Source organism: Litoribacillus peritrichatus (assembly GCF_039537985.1).
GTDB lineage: Bacteria > Pseudomonadota > Gammaproteobacteria > Pseudomonadales > Litoribrevibacteraceae > Litoribacillus > Litoribacillus peritrichatus.
Genome location: NZ_BAABBN010000004.1, coordinates 1,151,206 through 1,172,206, shown reverse-complemented (window position 1 = coordinate 1,172,206; position 21,001 = coordinate 1,151,206). Strand labels below are relative to the sequence as shown.

Below are 21,001 nucleotides of genomic sequence, written 5' to 3'. Positions count from 1 at the left end.
AATACAAAATCGCATCAAATTCAGTGCTAGCTTAAAAACTTAGTATGGATGAATGGCCAGCAAACCACTGACAGTCTGTATTCTTAGTCAAACAGGCTAGGAAATTTCTGGTGTCGACCCTTCGTTGTATCCCTTCTTTGTCCGGCGTTCATGGTTGAAAGATACTCATTCTTGTTCCGTGAACAACCAATGGCAAATCTATTAAGAAAAATCTGGATTGATGAACTTATACGGAGATGAACTCGGAATCAGACACTACAATAGAAAATACCTCAGAGAGCTTACATCGTTTAACAAAAACCAATACCCCGCCCAACAACGACAAACCGGAATCACTGGCCAGTAATTCAATCATCCCAATCGAATACGCCACGGCCATTCGCTTTCAAAAACCTGTACCTCCGACATTCTCGGTTTTTGGCTCAGCCCTTTCGATGCTGAGTTTGTTGTTTATGGCCGTTCTTTCCACCGCCATGTTTGTGGAACTGACAGGTTTAGGCAATGCCTATCTTATTTTACCGCTTGGGATTTTTGAGAACTTACCCAAGGCTGAATTAGCCGCCTGGGTGTGGCTACCCTTTTTGTTCACCATTTTTGGCAGTGGCGTTGGCTTTTTATACGAAGCAACGTTACTTGTGACAGGGCATCCTTTCCAGTTGATGCGAACGAAACTAGGAACCTTTGTTCAAAGCATTCGCTTCCTCAACCTTGCGCCTGTGGTAACGACCATCTTCTTCTTCGTTTGCAGCATGGTGATCGCCGATCCCAGTCTCCGCACAGGTATTTTATTTCTTTCAGGTGCCGTCTGCTTTGGTTTAGGTTTTGCCTTATTCTTTGGGGGTGCTCAGACCGTCGTGCCTGCAATTCTGATTGGTACGCAAGTCGCTCAGATCGTATTAGTTGCAACCCACCAGGCACCTCCGGGTGGCGAGGCCGTTGCGTGGTTCCTGATTGCCCAAGCGGTACTTCAGATCACGTCTCTTACCATAGGAACTTCGACGCCACTAAAAAGCACTGCGTTTCATATCATCAGCACCGTTTCAGGCATCATGTTGTTCCTGGCAATCATGGCCACAACCAAAGCAGACCCAAGCTTTTCAATGGACGTAGCCATTAAACTGCCGGAAGGTTCACTGTTATTCTGGGGCTTTATCGTGACGTGTTTGGCCGGGGTCGTTATTACCGCCAAGCTTTCACCTCAAACCTTTAGCCTTTGGCGCATGCAAATGAGCCAGTTGATCTGGTCCATCCTCTACTTTGTATTAGTCAGCGCAAAACGTTTTCCAAATCCGTTTAATTTGAGCAAGGTTTACAACGACACAGATAAAAAGCCTAAAAAAACCTATTTAAAACCATATTATCAAGTTCACCCTGAGTTCCTACCAGAGAGTCTTAGCATTCCGGCAGCAGTGGACCTTGAGCGCAACGTCACCATGTTCAAGCAACTGCTGACCCGGGCCAAAAAATCATTTGCAATGATCGCGATTCTGGATCATTACTTCCCTCAAGCCAAAGTTGCCATACCGCTGAAAGATAAACCCCGTATGACCATTTGGAGTGATGGCTCAGAATACTGGCCTAACCTCTTTACCAAAAATATTTTTGGCAACACCATTCCCGGCGACGGCGGTCACCTTGAAAAAACCCCAAATACGGTCATACAATCCTTTAAAGACGGTCAGCTATTAGCGTATCTCACCGAATTTGGGGTCGCTAACACTTTTGCCAAAGCGGCGATAGGACGCGGGCCTGGTGTGTTAATGTCTGACTTCAGATTCCTCGAAAAGTACGAAACCAAAGAGGATTACGAAAGTTACGGTGGTGTTGCTTATTTCAAAGTAAACAGCGAAACGCAACGTCTTGAGCTACTTTCAGTCATTGCGCCGCATTCTACAGAAGAAATCCTGGCTAACCCGGATGATGCAACGTTCCGCTGGGCTGAGAGCCGAATCTTAGCGTCTATGTATTATCAGGTAATCAGCGGTAAACACTTAGCTGAAATCCATATGACGTATAATCTCGTTGAAGTCTCCATGCACAATGCGTTTGATGTGCAAGGTCAGTGGACCCACCCTTTCAGAACCTTTATGTATATTCACTTCTTCTCTCATGAATTAGCAGAAGAAATAACAACAGAACATTTGGTTCAGGAAGGCGCTGTCTTCAGCCAGATTTTTGCAACCACCCACGACAGCTTGATCAGCCATCTGAATGACTGTTACCACGACTTCGAATACGGCACCGACGAAAATGTCGAAGAACGCGCGGCGCTCATGACCATGGCTCCGGCACCCGGCGAAACGGAAGGAAAAATCCTGCCGAACGCCTGTATCAACTGGGAGCTGGAATACGCACAAATCTGGCATAAATATGCGACATCGTTAATCAATATCATCTACAAAGATGATCAGGCCGTTCAAAACGATAAATACCTTCAGGACTTCCATGATGCACTGAACATAGTGTTAGTGAACGGTCTTCCTGAACGTTACCATGACTTTAAAACCCGCGAAGGCGTAGCTCGTTTTGCCTCTGACACCATTCACCACACAGTGATACGACATCAGGTTTATGGAACCACAGGCGTGAAAGCCGCTCTCGATCCTCGCATCGGTCAGGTTCAAATTCCGAAAGACCGAGGCACCCCATCCGTTGATGAATGGCGTTCATTAGCCTACGTGGCTCTGGCGACAGGCCGAGCAAGATTCACACTGTTACTGAATGACTTCACATACCTGCTTGACGGTGTGGATGAACAGTACAAAGGCCCTATGCATGTCGTATTCGAAAACTTACAAGAAGACCTGAGAGTCCTGGAAGCCAAATGGAACACAACAGACGAAGATAAGAAATACAATGATGACTTCTTCCGAACCGTTCCATCCAAAATTCACACAGGGCCCGGTTATTAAATAAACCGATCACACTGCAACCCGGGCCAGAACGCTTTTGTATCTGGCCTGACTTTAAGCTCAGCAATTGATTTAAAAGAAATTTTTGTACTTTTCTAAAGCTGTATTAACCTATGATTATAGGTTTCATAAACCCAACTCGAAAATTAAGGAATAACAAATGAGTACAGACAATAAAAAATCAATCATGGGCACCGCCATTGCGGCCGCATTATCAGTTGGTATGATCACTGTTACAGACACCGCTGTTGCAGGCAAAGGTCCGGTAGAAAAGTGCCTGGGCATAGCGAAAGCAGGCATGAATGACTGTGGCACAAGTAAACACAGCTGTGCAGGCCAATCCACCAAAGATGGTGACCCAACTGAGTGGATCTTTGTACCCAAAGGTACATGTTCCAAAATTGTGGGTGGTAAGGTCAAAAAGTAATATTACTCACTTCAACCTCGGCATTGCCGGGGTTGGCGTCACTCAACTCCAGCTTCTTGATAAACTAGAATTTAAATGTATGGATAAATTCCAGCACTTCAGTATTTTCATACAACTCTTTTGGTAACACTCCAAAAGGCTCTGCGTTGTAAATAAAACTTCTCATGTCATTTTTATAAGCTTCTTTAACATTTTCAGTAATAAACTCAACCGAAATGATCTTCCCTTCACGATCCAGCAGAATTTTATACTTAATATTTCCATGTATGGCGTCAATACTCGACTTTGAAAGCTCTTCTGAGTACTTTGCTTTCAACTTTTGCATCATCGAATATACATATTTTGCCTCTGGCGTATCCACTGCCCCAGAACGCGAATTATTTTCTTTCGACTCGGCAAGCGCCTCTAAAAGTGTATTTGAACCATAACTATTCAATGAAAGACAAGAAAGAACAATATAAAAAAGGCAACGTTTCAACACACAAAAATCCTACAGTACAGTTCAAAGTAGCGGAGTGACCAAAGCTATCGCTTAGTGCTTATTTCATAAAACGACCAAAGAGCCGTCAAGCTTATTATTTAAAAAGCATATTTAGCCAACAAACTGATACTGATTGACTCCTGATCCTCAAAGGTACCGTTCGATGTCATTCTGATCCGCTTGCTGTCAACATAGAGCAGCTCTGCTCCGCCACTTACATTGCTTTCTTCCGGCTCCCACATTATCGCGAGTGTATAGCTACGGCCAGAATCATTATTTTCATCATCAACGGCGTCTTTATCATGAGCAGCAAATTTCTCCAGACGGGCACTGTATCTAAGCTCATTCACCAGATAGGAAGCCATGATATAAGCCGAATAAAAATTCACATCGACACCCGGCCCTGCTCCCATAGTTGTACTTCCACTGGTTCCCTCTGCAAGAAGTTCAAACTCATCAGTAACAAACCAGGATGCGCCCAATATCGCAAACTTAGTCCGCCATGCGTATTCGCCGTGATGCAGCTCAGTATCACCCAAGTTATCAACCCAGCTCAAATTAAATAAATAATCTTCAGTTTGCCAGGCCGTTCTTATGGCATATCCGGGACGATCATCCAGATCCCTCCCGAAAGGCTTACTGCCATCGTCTCTTTGATCTTCAAACGGCCCTCCGGTGTTCAGACTGTCGAGTTCCGGCAATGACAAGGTATCGCCGAATACCGAACGGTGGCGACCATGGCTCCAGCCTCTCCAGGCTAAAATAGCCCCCATGGAATCGTTACCACCAAAGATGGTGGTTGCCAAAGACCATTGGTTTCCGGATTCAAAGGTTTTTTTATAACTAGCATCCACACCTATCGGCCTGAATTCTTCTCCTATCCAGCTATTCAATGATGAAAAATTAATGGTATAAGGTGATTCCCAGAAACGATTGGTATTTTCCAGAGAGATTGGTAAGAAAAACTGTCCGGCAGTAAAAGTGAATTTTTGATCCCATTCTGGTGCAATGACGTATCTTGCCTTCAGCTCCACCACACCTACAGATCTTGCAGAACTGTCTTCAGTAGTTTCCTGAACCTGAAGGTGCGTCCGAATACTAAATTGGTCGTTCAAACGATAGTTATAACCCAACTGTACTTCACCCAATAAACCAACGCTATCACCATCGTCTGAGTCGACCCCAAAACGACCTAGCCCTCCGTCCAACCAGGTTGCAGCCGCATCATTATAATTCGCAACGCCGTTCACTTGCCCAACCCATTGATGGTCTGAGTTAGCAGTAGCGGTCGCAGACAATGTCAGCAGTAACGGCAACCTAATTAAAGATTTGATTTTGTTCATTTTAGTATTCTATCGTTCCATTCAATTTTAACTGGTGTAGCATGTTCATCGTATTGTCGGCAAATGCACCAGCTTTCAAGACCTTGAGACCGTTAATTCACCTTTCTGCTTACCACGGCGCATCAAAGGTACGGACTTACTTTCCCCTTTCGATAGTTTTATTTCTATCAAGTCATAATGCGGTAAAAGTATGTTTACAGTGTCGGCTGCTGCACTGACATCATAAAGCTTGAATTTATATTTACCTGTAGACGTTTTAAGCTTTTTAGCTGCCTTTTTCCGCTTATATCCGCCATCATCATAACGGCTCTTTTTTTTCTTATTCGTTACAAAATCAACCAAAGTGAAGTTACTGCTTTGAATATTTGCAATATAAGTACGCATATTGGAATGTATGTTACATCCAACTCGTAATAAGGTATCTTCTGGCCAAGTGACAGGTATCTGAACTTCTTTGCCCGGCGGAATCAGCCCCACGTCAAATTTCGTATCTGATTTATAATTACTGGCAAATAAATTATGAATGTGTTGATCAGAATTTGAAAAAATCACCTTTGTGCCGGCCGTTCCAACATCCAGTGTTTTAGTAAATTCAATGTTCTTTTGATCCACATGGGCAATTCGTTCAGGCGCATTCTGATCAGGTATATAGACCACCGCAGCATGAGGCGGTAATCGGGTAAAATTAAACGTCCCGTATATTTCGTCTGCTTGAACTGACACAGATAAAGCACCCAACATCAATATCAAAAAATTTAGCCCGTGCTTCATTTATCACTCCAAAAATACCTGTTTATTATAATTCCAAACGCAGAACGGCCTGCCATCACAGAACCACCACTTGTGATTATAGTTCAACATCTGAAAAGCAATTTCTATTTAAAATTGTTATGAAATTATCACAATCTCGTGATAAAGATTTTACTGATGGATTACGAACAGTGGCCCCCACAATAAAGAAAACTAAGCAATCACCCTCTTCTTATCTAATCTATGCGTCCAATGTTGAACATGCTTTTTGATGTTTTTAATGAAGGAAAAGTGTACAACCAATAGCACATAGATCACCGAAGGCTCCGCTTCCTAAGCTGAATTTTGCTCTCGCTCGCTTTCATCGCTCAAGGAACCGGACGGCTTCCGAAAAACCGGCACTGTCAAAGAGACTATCCTTATACGACAACCTTATTTGATTGATTTTCAGGGTTTGGCCCTGCTGCGATAGTTAAAATTGTTTGCACAGAGTTACAGCGATCAAAGTCGTGGTGTAAAAACAAATCCAAAAGCCTGAAACACTCAAAGGTGAAATATTCAAGGATGAAGTCATGATTCTTATTCCACATATAAAGCAAGTTTCTTTCTTTTTCTTGGTGGCACTCGCCTGGCATAGTGGTGTTTTGGCATCACAAGCGCCTGAAAACGCTGTCACCTGGAGCGAGGATTTTCAGTCACTGAACCAATGGCAAGGCACAGGACAATCTGTATCTGGCGGTATATTAGCGTTGAGCAGTGGCGCCTCCAAATTAACAACTCAACTACAGCCCTTAGATGATTTGCCTACCACCGTTCGGTTTTACGCAAAACCTGCTGAAAATACGCCTGCCTATGCAAACCTGAATGTACTTTTTTATACGGATGACGCCGGTAATAAGACGTCAGAAACCCTAAGTCTGGCCTTAACAGGCGCAAGTCGTAAATATTACAAAGTGTCACAAGGTTCAACCAACTTATATTACTCGGGGAATGGAAAGGGGCTGCTAACAGGGCCTGATCAATGGAATGAAATTGCACTGGTATTTGCTCAACAAAGCTTAACCATTTACGTAGACGACGAACAAGTTAATCAACTGAACCTTGACGATTTTAACTCTGCGCCAACCCCGGCTCATCTAACGCTTTATGCCCGTTCCGGGGACTGGCTATTTGATTGGATTAAAGTGGAAGGCGGTACAACGCCGCCTTCTGGTGGAGACTCAGACAATGACGGAGTCCCGGATTCTGAAGACGCGTTTCCCAATAATCCAGATTACCAATATGACACTGACCAGGATGGTATGCCGGACCAATACGAAGTCAATCACGGTTTTGACCCTAACAGTGCAGACGGAAGTGCTGATGCGGATGGTGACGGCCTGAGTAATCTGCAAGAGTTTGAAAACGGCACCGACCCTAACACGCCGGACAACCTGCCACCGCCTCCCCCGACACAATTAACGGCTTCGGGGATTGACGCCAACACCGTTTCTCTCAGTTGGCAGGCCCCGTCAGAGGCGGGCGTCACCGGATACCATGTTTACCGAAACGGCAGCCAAGTTGCGTCGACAGACAACACCACGTTTGAGGACATCAATTTAGCGCCTGAAACCACTTACACCTATCAGGTTTCCAGCTATAACCACGCAGGACAAACCTCTGAACTTTCCCCGTCTGTCGAAGCGACGACTCATACCCAAACCGACCCTTTTGAAGATGTGTTGCCCAATGATCCTGATGGCCCTCAAATCCAACGTATTCCCGATCAGGTTCATGCTCAATCGGGTACAACCTACACCTACCAACCCAGTTTGGACTCACAGGAAAGCAATTTGCACTGGAGTAAGGCTTATGGTCCCGATGCAATGACGGTCGACCCCCTAACTGGTGCCGTTGCGTGGCAAATACCCGCTGACTTAGCGTCGGAAAGCTTTCACCTTGGGGTGAGAGCGACCAATGATCAGGGAAGTAATCTTGAAACCTGGGTGTTAACCATAGGTTCAGGACGAGTTCTGTATATGGGAGCGCTAGAAAGCTTAAACAATTTAACCAGCGCTTTATCCGTCATGAGCGCCGGGGGTACACTGATCATTCGCAACGGGGTGTATTCTGGTAGCCAGAATCGTATGGGCGATTTTGGAAATCGTAAACGAGTAGGACCACCCTCCGGTACGTCCCAAGCCTTTACAACTGTATTAGCAGAGGACCCGGGGAAAGTTATCTTCGACAGCCAGGGAGACCCGGACTTTATTCCTTTTCATATAGTGGGCACCAGCGTTCACCCGGACTGGGGCCATGTCTCCTCCGCAGAAAGCTACGATGACAGACGTTATATCGCAATCAAGGGTATGGTAGCGAAAGATCCCGCCGCCGCTGGCATTCGCCTTGATAATGTTGATCACATTAAACTGGTGGATATGGGAGTCTCAGACTCAGGCAGAAGCTCGGGCGCAGCCGTTGCCAATGTTTACATTTCCCGAAGCCAATACGTTTTAACCGAAGGCTTGTACCTATGGGGCCGGGGTCGCTACAAATTGCAATTCTATAAATCTTCGGAAGTGATTGCCCGTCGAACCGTCGCCCGAATGGATGAGTACCACGGAGATTTGCCATTAGGAGGTTTGGTCGCCTACTGTACTAAAAATGCTCACTTCCAAAACAACATAGTATTAGACGGCAATGCAAGACGATTCTGGACGAACACTAAAAACCTGATCAATATCTTCGCAGTTCCGGCAACAGGCTGCGGAGATTACCCTGAAAACATCCGCTTTGAGCGCAGTATTGGCCTAAACACCCACCAGGGGTTAATGGCCACCTGGGCCGATTCTCAAGACAACCAATTGCCTACGGTATGGCAGGACATCATTGGCTGGGATTTAGAACCTTCCAAATACCATCATGGTGAAGGGTTCCATATTCCCATACTCTCCGCACCCGGGCCTTCTCAAAGCAACAACATCACGCTTAGCCATATCAATTTTTATGATAACAGTCACTTTCTTTACAGTCGCAACCGAAGCAGTTATTTAAGCAATAACCTGTTTTATAACTTAGGTTTTCGTAACGGTTCGCTCGTGGATCAGGGGGATCTATTACGCAATACCCGGGGAGACCAGACATTAGGATTAAATTACACCAATATATTTGGCTTTTTAGGCGAGTTGGATGCCAACAGTTTGGGGGACGTTTACTCTAATAATCAAACCGAGTTGGACCCCCAGTTTGAATCCATCTTACAACTCCCGGAAAATTCGCCACTGAGAACCATGGGCGAAAACGGAAGTCGGCTAGGTGCAGAGGTACTGAAATTCATTGGTGAATCCGGCAAATTTTACGGAGAACCCGGTTATCAGCAGGACACAGGATTATCCATGTGGCCCTTTCCCCATGAAACACTCATTCAAAACCATTTCAGAAATTACCGCTACACAGGCGCGACCGTCCACGACGATGGTACAGCCGGAGCTATAGATACCTTGTTTGGCGCACGGGGGTTTGCAGCCTGTGACGAAACTGCCGAACACCTTTTGCAGCGAACACCGTCTTATCACTGCAATCAAGAAAAGTTAAGTTTAGATAACCGCAACCCAATCAGTTTAACCTCTTATATTTGGGAGTATCTGGGTCAACCCTGCCCTGTCGAAAAATGTGGATTTATTGACTCAGCACCTCAACCTTCTGCTCCCGGCCCATACAATATTGACCAATATGTGAAAGTGACCGAACCAGCACAACTCACCTCCAATGCGGATTTATCCGGGATTACTTATAACAGGGAGCTGGATCAGTACATCACCCTGCATAATGGTGATAAATTCATGAACGTATTCGATCAGAACTTGAATTTCATCCGGCAAATGAATAACGGCCGGAACGGTAACGACCATGAAGACATCGTTTTTATCGGTGAACAGTCTGGCCTGCATGAATACGCCATCGTTGATGAATATGGTCGCATGTTTTTAGGAGCAGTGGAGCCGGGGCAAGACATTCGCTACGGAGATTTCCAAATGATCACCTATGCAGAGCCTCCCCAGGTGCGCAATAACGGAGGAGAAGGCGTTGCCTATAATCCAAACACGGACACCTTCTATATATGCATAGAAGGTCAGGTCTCCCCATCGCCCATGGCCGTTTACCAATTCAAACGCCCCGACACAACCGAAGATGTAAGCTATCAAGATCCAGAATTAACCGTGACGGCGCTTTTTGATGCTGAAACACTAAGGCCTGACATTGGGGATATTTCAAGTTGCTTCTACAACCCTCGCCACAACACATTGCTCATCATGAGCCATGTCAGTGAAAAAATCGTTGAAGTAAACCTAAACGGAGAAATACTGCGCCAATTAAATATCGATGAAGGCTTCCTGGATAACAATCAAGGCAGTCAATTTGAAGGCATGACCTTTAATGAAGACTTTACGCAGTTGGTTATCGTCAGCGAAGATTTTCATTATTCGCTTTATGAGTATCAACCCTGACCTTTCGTTTAACGATGTTGAAAAATACCGATAAGAAACAAGCTAACGGGCTGAAAGAAATTACCTTTAGCCCGCTATCGCAAAAAAACGCAAATCAAATTGAGTTGCGGCTGTGTAATTTGTTTGAATTAGCCAGGCATTTTCTAGCATCATCTCGCATTCCATCAACGAACCCCGGCATTGCTGGGGTTGTTTTAACAAAAAACAGAATTCTTCATTCAAAAGCGTGCTAGTCAGAATTCCCCAGCCATTCCACTTTATATAAATCTCTGCGGCGGTCTAAGTAGTTGCGAACGGAGCCTTCATTTTGAAGTTTATTCAACTTATCTAAATCCAGATCAACAATCAAAGTCATTTCCGTATTCGGAGTTGTTTCAGCCATAATTGCATCGTGAGGAAAAGAAAAGTCCGAGGGTGAAAAAACCGCTGACTGAGCATATTGAATATCCGCGCCATCCACTTTCGGTAAGTTCCCAACACTGCCCGCTATCGCCACATAGCACTCGTTTTCGATTGCCCGAGCCTGAGCACAGCAACGCACTCGCAGATAACCGTTTTTAGTATCTGTCCAAAAAGGCACAAAGAGAATTTGCATACCCTGTTCGGACTGCAAACGCGCCAACTCAGGGAATTCTACGTCGTAACAAATTAGAATACCGATTTTCCCAAAGTCAGTATCAAAGACTTTTAAGTCATTGCCCCCTTCCATAATCCAAACCCGTTTTTCATGCGGTGTCGGATGAATCTTATACTGAGCGTCTATGGTACCATCGCGACGACATAAATAAGCCACATTCAGAAGCTCATCATGTTCCATCACAGGCATAGACCCTGCGATGATATTTATGTTGTACGAGACAGCAAGACTGGAGACGGCTTCAACAATTTCTTCGCTGTATTCTGTTAAGGATTTTATCGACTCAATCGAACTCGCATGGTTTGCAATTCCCATCAAAGGCGCATTAAAGAACTCAGGGAAAAGAGCCAGATCACACTGATATTCAGATAACGCGTCAATAAAATACTCAACTTGCTGAATCAACTCGCCTACTGAATTAAAAGGCCGCATTTGCCACTGAATACACCCGACCCGGGCGGTAGTACGTTGTGCTCCGATAAGCGGGGACTTTTCGGGATCGTAATAAAGGTTTGTCCACTCCAGTAACGTAGCATAACCGTGAGACTCTTTGTCTTCTGGTAAGTAGTTTCTAATAACACGTTTTACTTCAAAATCATTGGATAATTGAAACGTCAAAATAGGATCGTACAGTTCTTTCTTTTTCACCTGTTCGATGTACGCTTGAGGACTGAGCGTTTTTGCATGATCTTTGTATTTCGGGATTCGTCCACCAGCGACAATTGCTTTCAGGTTCAAATTTTGACAAAGCTCTTTGCGTGCTTCATAAAGGCGACGACCTAAACGCATACCTCGATAATCAGGAGATACAAACACATCCACGCCGTACAACACATCACCAAGCGGGTCGTGCGTGGTTAAATAAGCGTCTCCGGTTATTTGATCATAAGTATGCTGATCTCCAAATTTTTCGTAATCCACTATCACACTAAAGGCAGCCGCAACCACCACCCCGTGATCTTCGATACAGATCTGACCATCTTTAAATATTTTAAGCTGTGCTTTGAATTGCTTCTCAGACCAAGCCCCACCTAACCCTGGATAGACAGCATCCATTAGATTTTTAATGTCGGAATAATCCTCATGAGACAAATGACGCAAAACTAATTTATGCTCTGATTCATCAATCATATATTTCTCTTTGTGTGCGCTATCAAATCACTCAAAAACTCAAAGTAATCTGGTAAATTGTGAATACAAAAAACGTTTATTTCTCAAGTTCAACGTATACACGACTGAAGACTCTTTTCATTCAAAATTTCACACAAGGGATGTTATAAATATTCAATCCACAGACGTCTCGATTTTGGGCAGAAAAGGTCAGCCAAGCAGCTACAAATGGGGATCTGTAACCTGTGAAAGATAGCACAAGTTATCTCAACCAAAACGATATATTTATCAGTAAATCGCAGAAAAATAACACAAGAGTTTTCAGACGTGAATACGACCCATTCGCTCTCTGAAAGCAGGCCAAAGCAGTAAGGTTCAGGCCAAAATATAGACTAAAAGATGACCTTCTGCACGAAAGCCTGAATCAAGAAAATCTCAAATCGATAATTACTTTAATAGGCTGCCAGGTCATACAACAATCGGTGTGGATTGTGACTGTGCAGCCTATCTGTATATATTGTGTAGCACGCTACGTGTTGCTTTCATTTTCAGCTGCTTTATAGGCCGCATACTTTATGAAAAGCGCGAAACTTACTGCAATGCCTATAAATATAGCCACGATATACCAAACCCAGGTTTGTTCTGGGAAAAAATATGTGATTCCGTAAGCCATCAACAACCACAAAATACTTTTTATTGCCGTCTTAGTTAGCACTCTATCATGGAAAGACTCTAACTCTTCGGATACTACTTTATCTTCAGCTCTATCTTCCAACACCCTCTCCTTCACATATCTAGACATAATGCCCTCACGTAAGGATACAGATCTCCAATTCGAGGGCAATCAAGCCAAAGTCATAATTTTTTTGAATACAAATATATGGAAATCAGCACCACAAAAAACAATAACATACTTTTTGTTGGGTTAGATACTGCAGGCAAATAACACCAACAGAACCAGAGAAACCGCTCTAATATTCAAAAATCAACTCCTCACCAAAAAACTAAAGGACGAAAGAACATAATTCATGAACGCTTACGCATATAGAGAATGAATGCTCATCGTTATGATCAGGTTCAAATATAAACACGTTCTTGTTTACCCAATGGAGCACTTCATGAACCCGATAAAAGCTATTCCTGCCGTTTTATTATCATTATCCTTGTCAGCAGCCAGCACAGCTGTCTATGCGGAAAAAACGCAATTTTCGCCTTACGTAGATTCTCAGGGGAATATTTCATTGCCAGAGGATTTCAGGGCTGAAATGTCTCACCTGGGTTCTTGGTTTGTGCCTGAAGGCGGAGCCAGCGGTTTTCATGATGTGTATGCAAATAAAGCAGGCGTTCAATCCTATAGAAAGAACCACAAGTTTGCAGATGGCACCATCATCATTAAAGAGCTAAGGTCTAACACCTCTGGTGACTATACAACCGGTGCTGGCGTACACTACGCAAACAGTAACATTAAGCAGTGGTTCGTGATGGTTAAAGACGCCCAAGGCCGGTATTCGAACAACCCGAACTGGGGTAATGGCTGGGGTTGGGCATTATTCAAGACGGACGATCCAACTGTAAATGTGAGTACCGATTACAAAGCCGATTGTTTAGGATGCCACACGCCAGTCAAAGATAAAGACTGGGTATATACCGAAGGTTATCCAACGCTAAAGTAATTGCTAGTTCTAATTGGAAGAGCCTTCCACTGAGACGTTCTTCCAATATCGACCCTTTAAATCATTAATCAGAGAAAGACAGCCCCAAGCATGGATGTATTCAGTGATGTTTTAAGAAGATTACAACTTCGAGGAAGTTCATATTTTTGTTCTGATTTTCATGACAGCTGGGGCATCGACGAACCCGCCTCGGAACGGGGCCAGTTTCATATTGTTATTCGCGGTGATGCTTGGCTGAGTGTCAATGACGAACCGGAAGTTTTATTAAAAGAAGGCGACATCGTTGTGCTCCCTCATGGGGATGCCCATTGGCTGGCCAGTTCACCCAAGAGCGCTAAACACCCGGCAATTGAAGTTGTGACCGCGATACAAAGCGGCCAATCCCCTTTTGAAGGCGATGTGCCAGGGGCAACTTTACTTTGTGGCTACTTCGAATACGACGACCGAACACCCCACCCTTTGTTAAACAGCCTCCCTCCTTTGGTTTATTTATCGACCGACGACTTGAATGACAGCGGCTGGTTACTTTCTTCGGTTCACTCTCTCAGTATCAAGTCCAGAAACCCGGGGCCAGGCAGAGAGGCATTAGTCGACAGATTAACAGAAGTGGTGTTAATTGAGATTTTTCGACTGTGGCTGGAACAACACTCAGAAGAGTCCGGGCTATTCTCTGCACTGTGTGACGAGCGAATATCCAAAGCTATTTACGCTATTCACGGCGAACCCGGAATGAGCTGGACAGTGGCATCGCTCGCCAAAGAGTCCGGCATGAGCAGAACCATTTTTGCGCAAGAGTTCCACGATAAAGTCGGCCAACCACCGATGGTTTACTTAACAAACTGGCGAATGGCCATTGCCAGAGATTTGCTTAAATCCGGCGAATCCGTTTTAGGTGTAGCCATGTCATTAGGTTACCAATCTGAAGCGTCTTTTTCGAAAGCGTTTAAGAAAGTATTGGGTATCACGCCTGGCGTCATTCGAAAAGGTTAAATACCCAACAGCCTGCTAGTCCAGCGTGAATTTCTGTACCGAGGTTTCAAGGTGCGCCGACAGCTTCGATAAGTGTTTGGTCGTTTCGGTAACTTGTTTAACCGCAGATTGGTTCTCGCGGGTCATGGCATCTATCTTCAATACATTAGTTTCTATTTCCTGGCTTTCTTTCGCTTGCGAAGCCACCGCTGTTTCCAGTTCATTCAGATGCTCAAGTGAAGCAATGGAGCCTGCATTGAGGTCACTCAGCGGCTTAACCATCTGACGAATCATCACCACACCTTCTTCCAGCTCATTTCTGCCATCGGTGATTCTTGCTACTGATGTTTGAGTTTCACGTTCAATACCATCTATCACTTCATTAATTTCTTCTGTTGCCTGACCAGTTCTCTGAGCAAGGTTTCTTACTTCGTCCGCAACCACTGAAAAACCACGACCACTCTCACCTGCCCTCGCCGCTTCAATAGCCGCATTCAGTGCCAGAAGGTTGGTCTGTTCTGCAATTTCTCTTACGGTTGTCACCAATTCTCGAACAGAAACCGAGCGCTCCCGCAAGGTTTCAACGGCTTCAGCACAGCCACTGATGGTGGTAGAAATTTTCTCAAATTCAGAAGTGGCCTGATTGATCAGTTTTTGACCTTCAGACGCTAAGTCTTTGGCTGTTTCCGCTTGAACTTTGGCTTCTTCTGCCGTCACCGCAACCTGATGGCTGTCTCTTGAAAAACTGGCAATCGAATCCCCAATGCGCGTCAAAGCATCAATTTGCTGACTTGAGCTGTGATTCACCTGATCGACCGGTGTAATTAAATTCTGAGACGATTGATTCATGCCCTGGGCTGAATCTCTGAATGAAGAAACAAGCCCGCTCAAGCCTTGGCTCATTTGCTGAAAAGCGCACATCAACTCGCCAATTTCATCTTTGGTGTAGTCAGACTTTACGGTTCGTAAGTCACCATCACTGATTTTATGAGCAACCTGTACAGCCTCTTTTACCGGCTTGACGATGCTTCGGCTTACCAACCAAGCCAATAATGCGCCCATCACCAATGCAACAACGGATAAAGAAAACATGATGGTAATGGCTTGGGTACTCACTGCCTCAGACTCTTCCGTATCCTTTTTCATCATTTTTTGTTGCCCCATTAGAAAACCGTCAATGCTCAGCAACAGGTTTTTCAATGCCGGGAAGGTTTCTGAATTAAACTGGCTGGTAGCGCCGCTTCTGTCCAGCTCGACCAAGTCCACCGTATCTGAAAACGCTTTCTTGTATTTTTCTCTTAATGCCGTGATCTCATTCAGCTTAACCAAAGAGCCCTCGTCAATGGCTTCCTTAAGGTCAGCGATCATGGTGTCCAGTTTTTTGTTGTGCTCATCCATTTGGGCATAGAGCTTAAACCGTTGCTCTCTGTCTTCGGTTGCTAAAATCTGGAGCAGGCTCAATGCCGCTGCCTGTGCCTGAATATTGATATCAGAGGCGTCAAGAACTCTCGCAACATCCTCATTAACAAATTTCTGAGCGGAGTCAGACATGGCATTCAAACGAGATAAGGCAAGTACCGCAATGACCAACATCAACGCCAATATCACTGAGAAAGACAACCCCAAGCGCGTTCCAATTTTCATGTTTGCTAAAGACATATAACGCCCCTGTTAAAATAAAAGCCGATCACCTTATCGGTAAATGATTTCGCCACGCATCGCCGCCAGTATCGACAACAACCTGTTTCTAGCACCAAGAGAGACACCGGCTTTATCAAGCGCGGTGATAAGTGAGTTGGTCATTGAGTTAAACTCGGTTTCAGTAATATTCATACCAAGATGAGACTCTATCATGTCATCACCCGTGTATTCACAAGGGCCACCAGACAATACACATAAGTGTTCAATCTGCTTTTCTCTGAAACGGTCAATGTCCGTGTCTTCAAAATGATGAACCACCACTTCATTCTCACCGATTTCATAAATAAATATATCTACGATTTGTTCGATGCCTTTTGTCCCTCCCAATTCATGATAAAGCGCGTCCTCTTTGGGCGAGCTGATGCTTTGGCAGCCAAACAAAGCCATCATTAACAGGGCCAGCAAAACCGAATGAAGCCGTAACTTTTCAAGCATTGAAGACATACTTTTTCTCGAATTATTCATTTATATCGCCAGATTAAACATATTCTTTAAACATTCAGCTCGGCTTAATAACCACAAGAAGCGACGGGCTAAAAAGTGCCCTGTATTGAAAAATAGCCGCCACTTTGGCTGTCCAGACCTCCGACTTCACCTAAATCCATGAAGGCAGCAACCAGTGTGAGATGTTTCGACGGGAAAAATGCGATAAAAGCGTTACGCCAATCATCCTCTTCTACCGACTTTAAGTTATCCGGCTTCTGGCGATACTCAAACCCAACAATCCAGTTGCGGTTTAAATACAAGCCCACAGAGGATTCGAACAACACATCATAACCAGATCGATCACCACCAAAACCCAGCAAACCCATTTGATTCGCTTTGCTGTACCTTAATGTGGTGTTGATAACAAAATTACGGTGAAACGGGCCATCCAGCCATGCTTTAGTCGCGGCCAAATACACATCTGTTCCGGTGTCTTCTACACCCAAAGGCTCTATATCTTTAGCATTCAGATTACGTTTATGCTGGATACCAACAGCGACCTGAGGCCATGGAGTGAACACCAAATCGCCAAACAGCCGTACCTTTACCCCAAATACATTCTGTGAAAGCTTGGTATCAGCATCTTTTACTTCAAACGTTTGACGGGCGAAAGAAACTTCAACCCGGTCTTTGTAGCCATGAGCTACGCCAGCAGCCCATAAAGTGGTATCGTCCGAGTTTACATAACTGCTGAAAGCAGTGCTGCTTTGCTCGTCCCGGGTCCCGTAGCCAGTAATAGTCGCCCAAGGCACAATACCTCCGCCGCCACTGCCTTCAACCTCCGTGGCCCCCGAAGTGCCAATGAACTTTCCACCCGCAAACACGGCAAAAGAACTGAAACCCAGTAATATTGCTAACACGCCAGACAAAAGACTTTTAGCAGTTAACACTTAGAAGCTCTCCGTTTTAATCAATCAAACCGTGATTTTTAGCCCAAAATAATTAAGCCTGATATTCAGACAAAACATCATAATTGGCATACCATTGAATGAAATCCGATGAAGATTGAGGTTTGCAAATATAATAGCCCTGCAACTTATCACAGCCGTACTCCTCTAGAAGCGCCCAGGAATCTCTGTTCTCAACGCCTTCTGCAACAATGGACAAACCAAGGTTGTGCCCCATTTCAATCGTGGACCGTACAATCGCCTGGTCGTCCTTACTTTGATCGAGTTTAAGCACAAACGACATGTCTATTTTGAGTTCATCGACGGGCATACTGGTCAATTGACTGAGTGATGAATACCCCGTGCCGTAATCATCAATCGCAAGCTTGATACCAGAAGACTTAAATTGATGAAGCACGTTCAGCGCTTGTTCAGGGTCTTCCATTACTGCACTTTCAGTCACTTCAAGAATCAAACTCTCCGTCGACAGCTGACACTGAACCAATAAATCACTCACGTAATTTGGCAAATCATCGTACGCCAAATCATAAGCCGACAAATTCACGGCCATGGCCACATTCACGTTCTGTTCACGCCAAACGACTGCTTCATTCAATACGTTTTTTATTACCCACCGGGTTAACGCAGGCATTAGGCCAGACTGTTCCGCTAACCCAATGAACTCTTCCGGAGAGATAAACCCAAGTTCTTTATGAAACCAGCGTATCAGCGCCTCTACCTGGGTGACTTTCCGTTGTTTCAAATCCACTTTAGGCTGATAGAACATCACCAATTGATCCTGCTCAATGGCTTGTTTCAAGTCATTAATCAGACGAATTTGATTGAGATACTTTTCATCAGCCCCTAATTCATAGTATGCAACATCCTGTTTCTTTAACTTTGCCTCATTGAGTGCAATGTCCGCTCGCCTTAATAACTGATCAGCTCTGTCACCATGCTTTGGGTAGGTCGCGACACCGGCACAGGTCGTGATCGATATATCAAATTCGCCCACCATATAGTTCGTATTAAGTTCGCTCAGGATTCTGTTTATTTCATCAGGAAGCTGAGGCTCTGGCGTTCCAGTATGAAGCACTAAGAATTCATCAGCACCGATCCGGCCGGGCGTAGCACCTTGCTTCACAACGCTTTGAAGCCTGGAAACAAATGCCTTTAATAATTCATCGCCAATCTGGTACCCAAAAGTATCATTCACTTGCTTGAAGCGATTGATATTGATGCAAATAACCGAAAAGCACTGCTCTGTCTGCTGATAATCCTGCAGCAGTTTATTCATTTCTTCCCGAATAAGAATACGGTTCGGTAATCCCGTTAAGGTGTCGTGGTACACCTGATAAAGAATCTTCTCTTCCCTATCCGCAATACCCCGCTGCATCACGTTAAATGAGGTTGCGAGCTCACCTATTTCATCTTTGGATGTCCGCCCTACAAGAATATCTTCGCTGTAGTCACCACCGCTGATACGTTTGGCAGCCATAACCAAAGCATGAATTGGCCGGGTTACATTTTTTGCGATAAAAAAAGCACTGATAGCGGATAAAATTAAAGCGACCAATGAAATAAGAAGCACTTGAATCTTAAGTGGCGAAAAACTCGCGTAAGCTTTATTTAATGAGGTTCTTAAAATGGCGCTGACCTGGTACATGGGCGTGTTCACCAGTGGCGTAAGCAAAGCAAGATAGTCGTTATCGTTTAACGACATCCTTTGCCACTCTTCATCGTTTAAAAGAGTGCTTTGACCGGCACCATTTCGGGCGTCCTCCATGGTCGAGATAGAAAAGCCCTTTTGATCTTTGGCTTCACCACGAAAGGTGACTTCAAGGTGCGTCAAGTCTTGCAGTTGATTGGCCAAGTTCTGATCAAGTAAAAACCCTATGCTGGCCCAAGCCACTGGAACCGGAGCATTCACCTGCAGCATCACCATTTGATAGGCTTTGCCATCCAGCATTACGACGGTTAACAGTCCGCCGTCCTCTTCTGCCTGAGGCAAAAGTTCAGCAAAAGGGAATAAGTTTCTCTGTTGAGTAGCTATGTCGGTGCTTGCAATTAAGCTCCCATCCAGAGAACTCAGCATCATTAAGTCGGCACCAATTCTGGCGCCATGATTTTCAAGTACCGACAAAATGGTTTCTCTGTCTCCGGCAGATACGGCCCCTTTAAAGCCGAAATCCGCCGTTAACACTTCCGCAGAGTCAAATAGCTGCCTGCCGCGAATATTCAGCAATTGCTCGAATACCTTCCTGCCAACGTTCAGCTGTTCGTGAGCATGCTCTTCGACGCTTTCGTTCGTCGCCAGCAAAACCGCCGTAATGGTCGTTACAGATGAAATGATAATAACGCCCAGAAAGAGCAGTAAAATTTTATTCCGTAAACTAACGCCTTTCATTGTAATACTTTCTGAATTTGTTCTTTATATTTTTCACAGGCTTCGGAGGAGTTAACTCCAGACTGATTTGGTAAAAGCGGTCATTGCCTTCGTTTTTAAGGTCAAACATAAGTGGCTTCTTCAGGTCTTTTACCCACGGATGCCACACTGCAACCTGAGAGTGACCGGAAGTAAATTCAACTGCGCCGGATTGCCCAGTCACTTTGAAGCTTGGCCACGGAGACACAAAGATGTACCCAATCATTGAGTCGTGAATATTACACCCCAACACGACAAGACCGTCTTTATCGAACGTGACAGGGGCGGTCGGAACGCCTTTATACAACTTAATTTCAAAACGTTTAGATTCTGAAAAAGAATAAACATGATGACGAATATGATCGCTGTTCGGAAATACAACCTTACGCCCTTGTTCTACTGCAAGCACCCTTGGAACAAACATACGGTCTATCTGATCCATCACCGCATTTTGAGGGCTTACGTCGGCAACCTCACCCACGGGAATCGCAACCACTGCATCCTGAACGGGATTACCATCTTGGTCGACAACTTGAATTTGATAGGCAAAAACAGGGAAAGGAAACCACAAGATCAAAAGAAATTTTCTTAATCCCTTAGAAAATTTAAGATTCAGCAAAACAAATCCTCAAATTTATGCGTAATGTTGAATTGATAGCATTCAGTATAGGAAGCAATTCAAAAAGCTGCATAAAAATCAGAGGATTAAAATG

General features: G+C 44.6%; 15 protein-coding genes. 5 read left to right on the top strand and 10 right to left on the bottom strand.

Features of this window, described 5'->3' with window-relative positions:
* Window positions 1–236: 236 nt before the first annotated feature.
* Both ABD744_RS06510 and ABD744_RS06505 read left to right on the top strand, forming a co-directional pair.
* Window positions 237–2,912, top strand: coding sequence for a hypothetical protein (locus ABD744_RS06510; RefSeq protein ID WP_344796652.1), 2,676 nt, complete (start codon window positions 237–239; stop codon window positions 2,910–2,912).
* A gap of 160 nt (window positions 2,913–3,072) precedes the next feature.
* On the top strand, window positions 3,073–3,339 hold the full coding sequence (locus tag ABD744_RS06505) for a BufA1 family periplasmic bufferin-type metallophore (RefSeq protein ID WP_344796650.1): 267 nt from the start codon (window positions 3,073–3,075) through the stop codon (window positions 3,337–3,339).
* A 64-nt stretch (window positions 3,340–3,403) separates the two neighbouring features.
* On the opposite strand, the gene ABD744_RS06500 is transcribed toward ABD744_RS06505, so the two are convergent.
* The 3 genes from ABD744_RS06500 to ABD744_RS06490 all read right to left on the bottom strand — a co-directional run bounded on the left by ABD744_RS06500 (window position 3,404) and on the right by ABD744_RS06490 (window position 5,904).
* Entirely contained in the window at window positions 3,404–3,820 is a 417-nt protein-coding gene (locus ABD744_RS06500; RefSeq protein WP_344796648.1) for a hypothetical protein, read from the bottom strand.
* A 98-nt stretch (window positions 3,821–3,918) separates the two neighbouring features.
* The gene (locus ABD744_RS06495; RefSeq protein ID WP_344796646.1) at window positions 3,919–5,163 is read right to left on the bottom strand and encodes a hypothetical protein; all 1,245 of its coding nucleotides are present in this window, start codon (window positions 5,161–5,163) and stop codon (window positions 3,919–3,921) included.
* Between the two features lie 75 nt (window positions 5,164–5,238).
* Window positions 5,239–5,904, bottom strand: coding sequence for a cupredoxin domain-containing protein (locus ABD744_RS06490; protein WP_344796644.1), 666 nt, complete (start codon window positions 5,902–5,904; stop codon window positions 5,239–5,241).
* Window positions 5,905–6,485: 581 nt separating this feature from the next.
* Here ABD744_RS06490 and ABD744_RS06485 point away from each other — a divergent pair.
* The gene (locus ABD744_RS06485) at window positions 6,486–10,400 is read left to right on the top strand and encodes an SdiA-regulated domain-containing protein (protein WP_344796642.1); all 3,915 of its coding nucleotides are present in this window, start codon (window positions 6,486–6,488) and stop codon (window positions 10,398–10,400) included.
* A 229-nt stretch (window positions 10,401–10,629) separates the two neighbouring features.
* Here ABD744_RS06485 and ABD744_RS06480 read toward each other — a convergent pair whose 3' ends face one another.
* Both ABD744_RS06480 and ABD744_RS06475 read right to left on the bottom strand, forming a co-directional pair.
* Window positions 10,630–12,168, bottom strand: a complete 1,539-nt coding sequence (locus ABD744_RS06480; protein ID WP_344796640.1) for a GNAT family N-acetyltransferase — start codon at window positions 12,166–12,168, stop codon at window positions 10,630–10,632.
* A gap of 508 nt (window positions 12,169–12,676) precedes the next feature.
* A complete protein-coding gene (locus ABD744_RS06475; RefSeq protein ID WP_344796638.1) occupies window positions 12,677–12,922 on the bottom strand; it encodes a hypothetical protein in 246 nt (81 codons plus the stop codon).
* Between the two features lie 343 nt (window positions 12,923–13,265).
* On the opposite strand from ABD744_RS06475, the gene ABD744_RS06470 reads away from it, so the two are divergent.
* Together ABD744_RS06470 and ABD744_RS06465 are read left to right on the top strand one after the other, a co-directional pair.
* On the top strand, window positions 13,266–13,820 hold the full coding sequence (locus ABD744_RS06470; RefSeq protein WP_344796636.1) for a cytochrome P460 family protein: 555 nt from the start codon (window positions 13,266–13,268) through the stop codon (window positions 13,818–13,820).
* A 90-nt stretch (window positions 13,821–13,910) separates the two neighbouring features.
* Window positions 13,911–14,810: an AraC family transcriptional regulator gene (locus tag ABD744_RS06465; RefSeq protein WP_344796634.1), complete on the top strand. Its 900-nt coding sequence runs from the start codon at window positions 13,911–13,913 to the stop codon at window positions 14,808–14,810.
* Between the two features lie 15 nt (window positions 14,811–14,825).
* Here ABD744_RS06465 and ABD744_RS06460 read toward each other — a convergent pair whose 3' ends face one another.
* The 5 genes from ABD744_RS06460 to ABD744_RS06440 all read right to left on the bottom strand — a co-directional run bounded on the left by ABD744_RS06460 (window position 14,826) and on the right by ABD744_RS06440 (window position 20,865).
* Entirely contained in the window at window positions 14,826–16,448 is a 1,623-nt protein-coding gene (locus ABD744_RS06460) for a methyl-accepting chemotaxis protein (protein WP_344796632.1), read from the bottom strand.
* Window positions 16,449–16,481: 33 nt separating this feature from the next.
* Complete coding sequence (locus tag ABD744_RS06455; RefSeq protein WP_344796630.1) at window positions 16,482–16,955, bottom strand: group I truncated hemoglobin; 474 nt, start codon at window positions 16,953–16,955, stop codon at window positions 16,482–16,484.
* Window positions 16,956–17,023: 68 nt separating this feature from the next.
* Window positions 17,024–17,866 (bottom strand): DUF3034 family protein, encoded by an 843-nt coding sequence (locus tag ABD744_RS06450; RefSeq protein WP_344796628.1) that lies wholly within the window; start codon window positions 17,864–17,866, stop codon window positions 17,024–17,026.
* Window positions 17,867–17,918: 52 nt separating this feature from the next.
* On the bottom strand, window positions 17,919–20,270 hold the full coding sequence (locus ABD744_RS06445) for a putative bifunctional diguanylate cyclase/phosphodiesterase (RefSeq protein ID WP_344796626.1): 2,352 nt from the start codon (window positions 20,268–20,270) through the stop codon (window positions 17,919–17,921).
* Window positions 20,257–20,865, bottom strand: a complete 609-nt coding sequence (locus tag ABD744_RS06440) for a cupredoxin domain-containing protein (RefSeq protein WP_344796623.1) — start codon at window positions 20,863–20,865, stop codon at window positions 20,257–20,259. The genes ABD744_RS06445 and ABD744_RS06440 overlap by 14 nt, the downstream gene beginning before the upstream one ends.
* Between the last annotated feature and the right edge of the window lie 136 nt (window positions 20,866–21,001).

Excerpts from the sequence above, each read along its gene's own strand:
- ABD744_RS06490 (WP_344796644.1), bottom strand. The coding sequence starts at position 5,904 with ATGTTGGGTGCTTTATCTGTGTCAGTTCAAGCAGACGAAATATACGGG.
- ABD744_RS06460 (WP_344796632.1), bottom strand. The coding sequence starts at position 16,448 with ATGTCTTTAGCAAACATGAAAATTGGAACGCGCTTGGGGTTGTCTTTC.
- ABD744_RS06510 (WP_344796652.1), top strand. The coding sequence starts at position 237 with ATGAACTCGGAATCAGACACTACAATAGAAAATACCTCAGAGAGCTTA.
- ABD744_RS06470 (WP_344796636.1), top strand. The coding sequence starts at position 13,266 with ATGAACCCGATAAAAGCTATTCCTGCCGTTTTATTATCATTATCCTTG.
- ABD744_RS06505 (WP_344796650.1), top strand. The coding sequence starts at position 3,073 with ATGAGTACAGACAATAAAAAATCAATCATGGGCACCGCCATTGCGGCC.
- ABD744_RS06495 (WP_344796646.1), bottom strand. The coding sequence starts at position 5,163 with ATGAACAAAATCAAATCTTTAATTAGGTTGCCGTTACTGCTGACATTG.
- ABD744_RS06480 (WP_344796640.1), bottom strand. The coding sequence starts at position 12,168 with ATGATTGATGAATCAGAGCATAAATTAGTTTTGCGTCATTTGTCTCAT.
- ABD744_RS06445 (WP_344796626.1), bottom strand. The coding sequence starts at position 20,270 with ATGAAAGGCGTTAGTTTACGGAATAAAATTTTACTGCTCTTTCTGGGC.
- ABD744_RS06485 (WP_344796642.1), top strand. The coding sequence starts at position 6,486 with ATGATTCTTATTCCACATATAAAGCAAGTTTCTTTCTTTTTCTTGGTG.
- ABD744_RS06455 (WP_344796630.1), bottom strand. The coding sequence starts at position 16,955 with ATGAATAATTCGAGAAAAAGTATGTCTTCAATGCTTGAAAAGTTACGG.
- ABD744_RS06465 (WP_344796634.1), top strand. The coding sequence starts at position 13,911 with ATGGATGTATTCAGTGATGTTTTAAGAAGATTACAACTTCGAGGAAGT.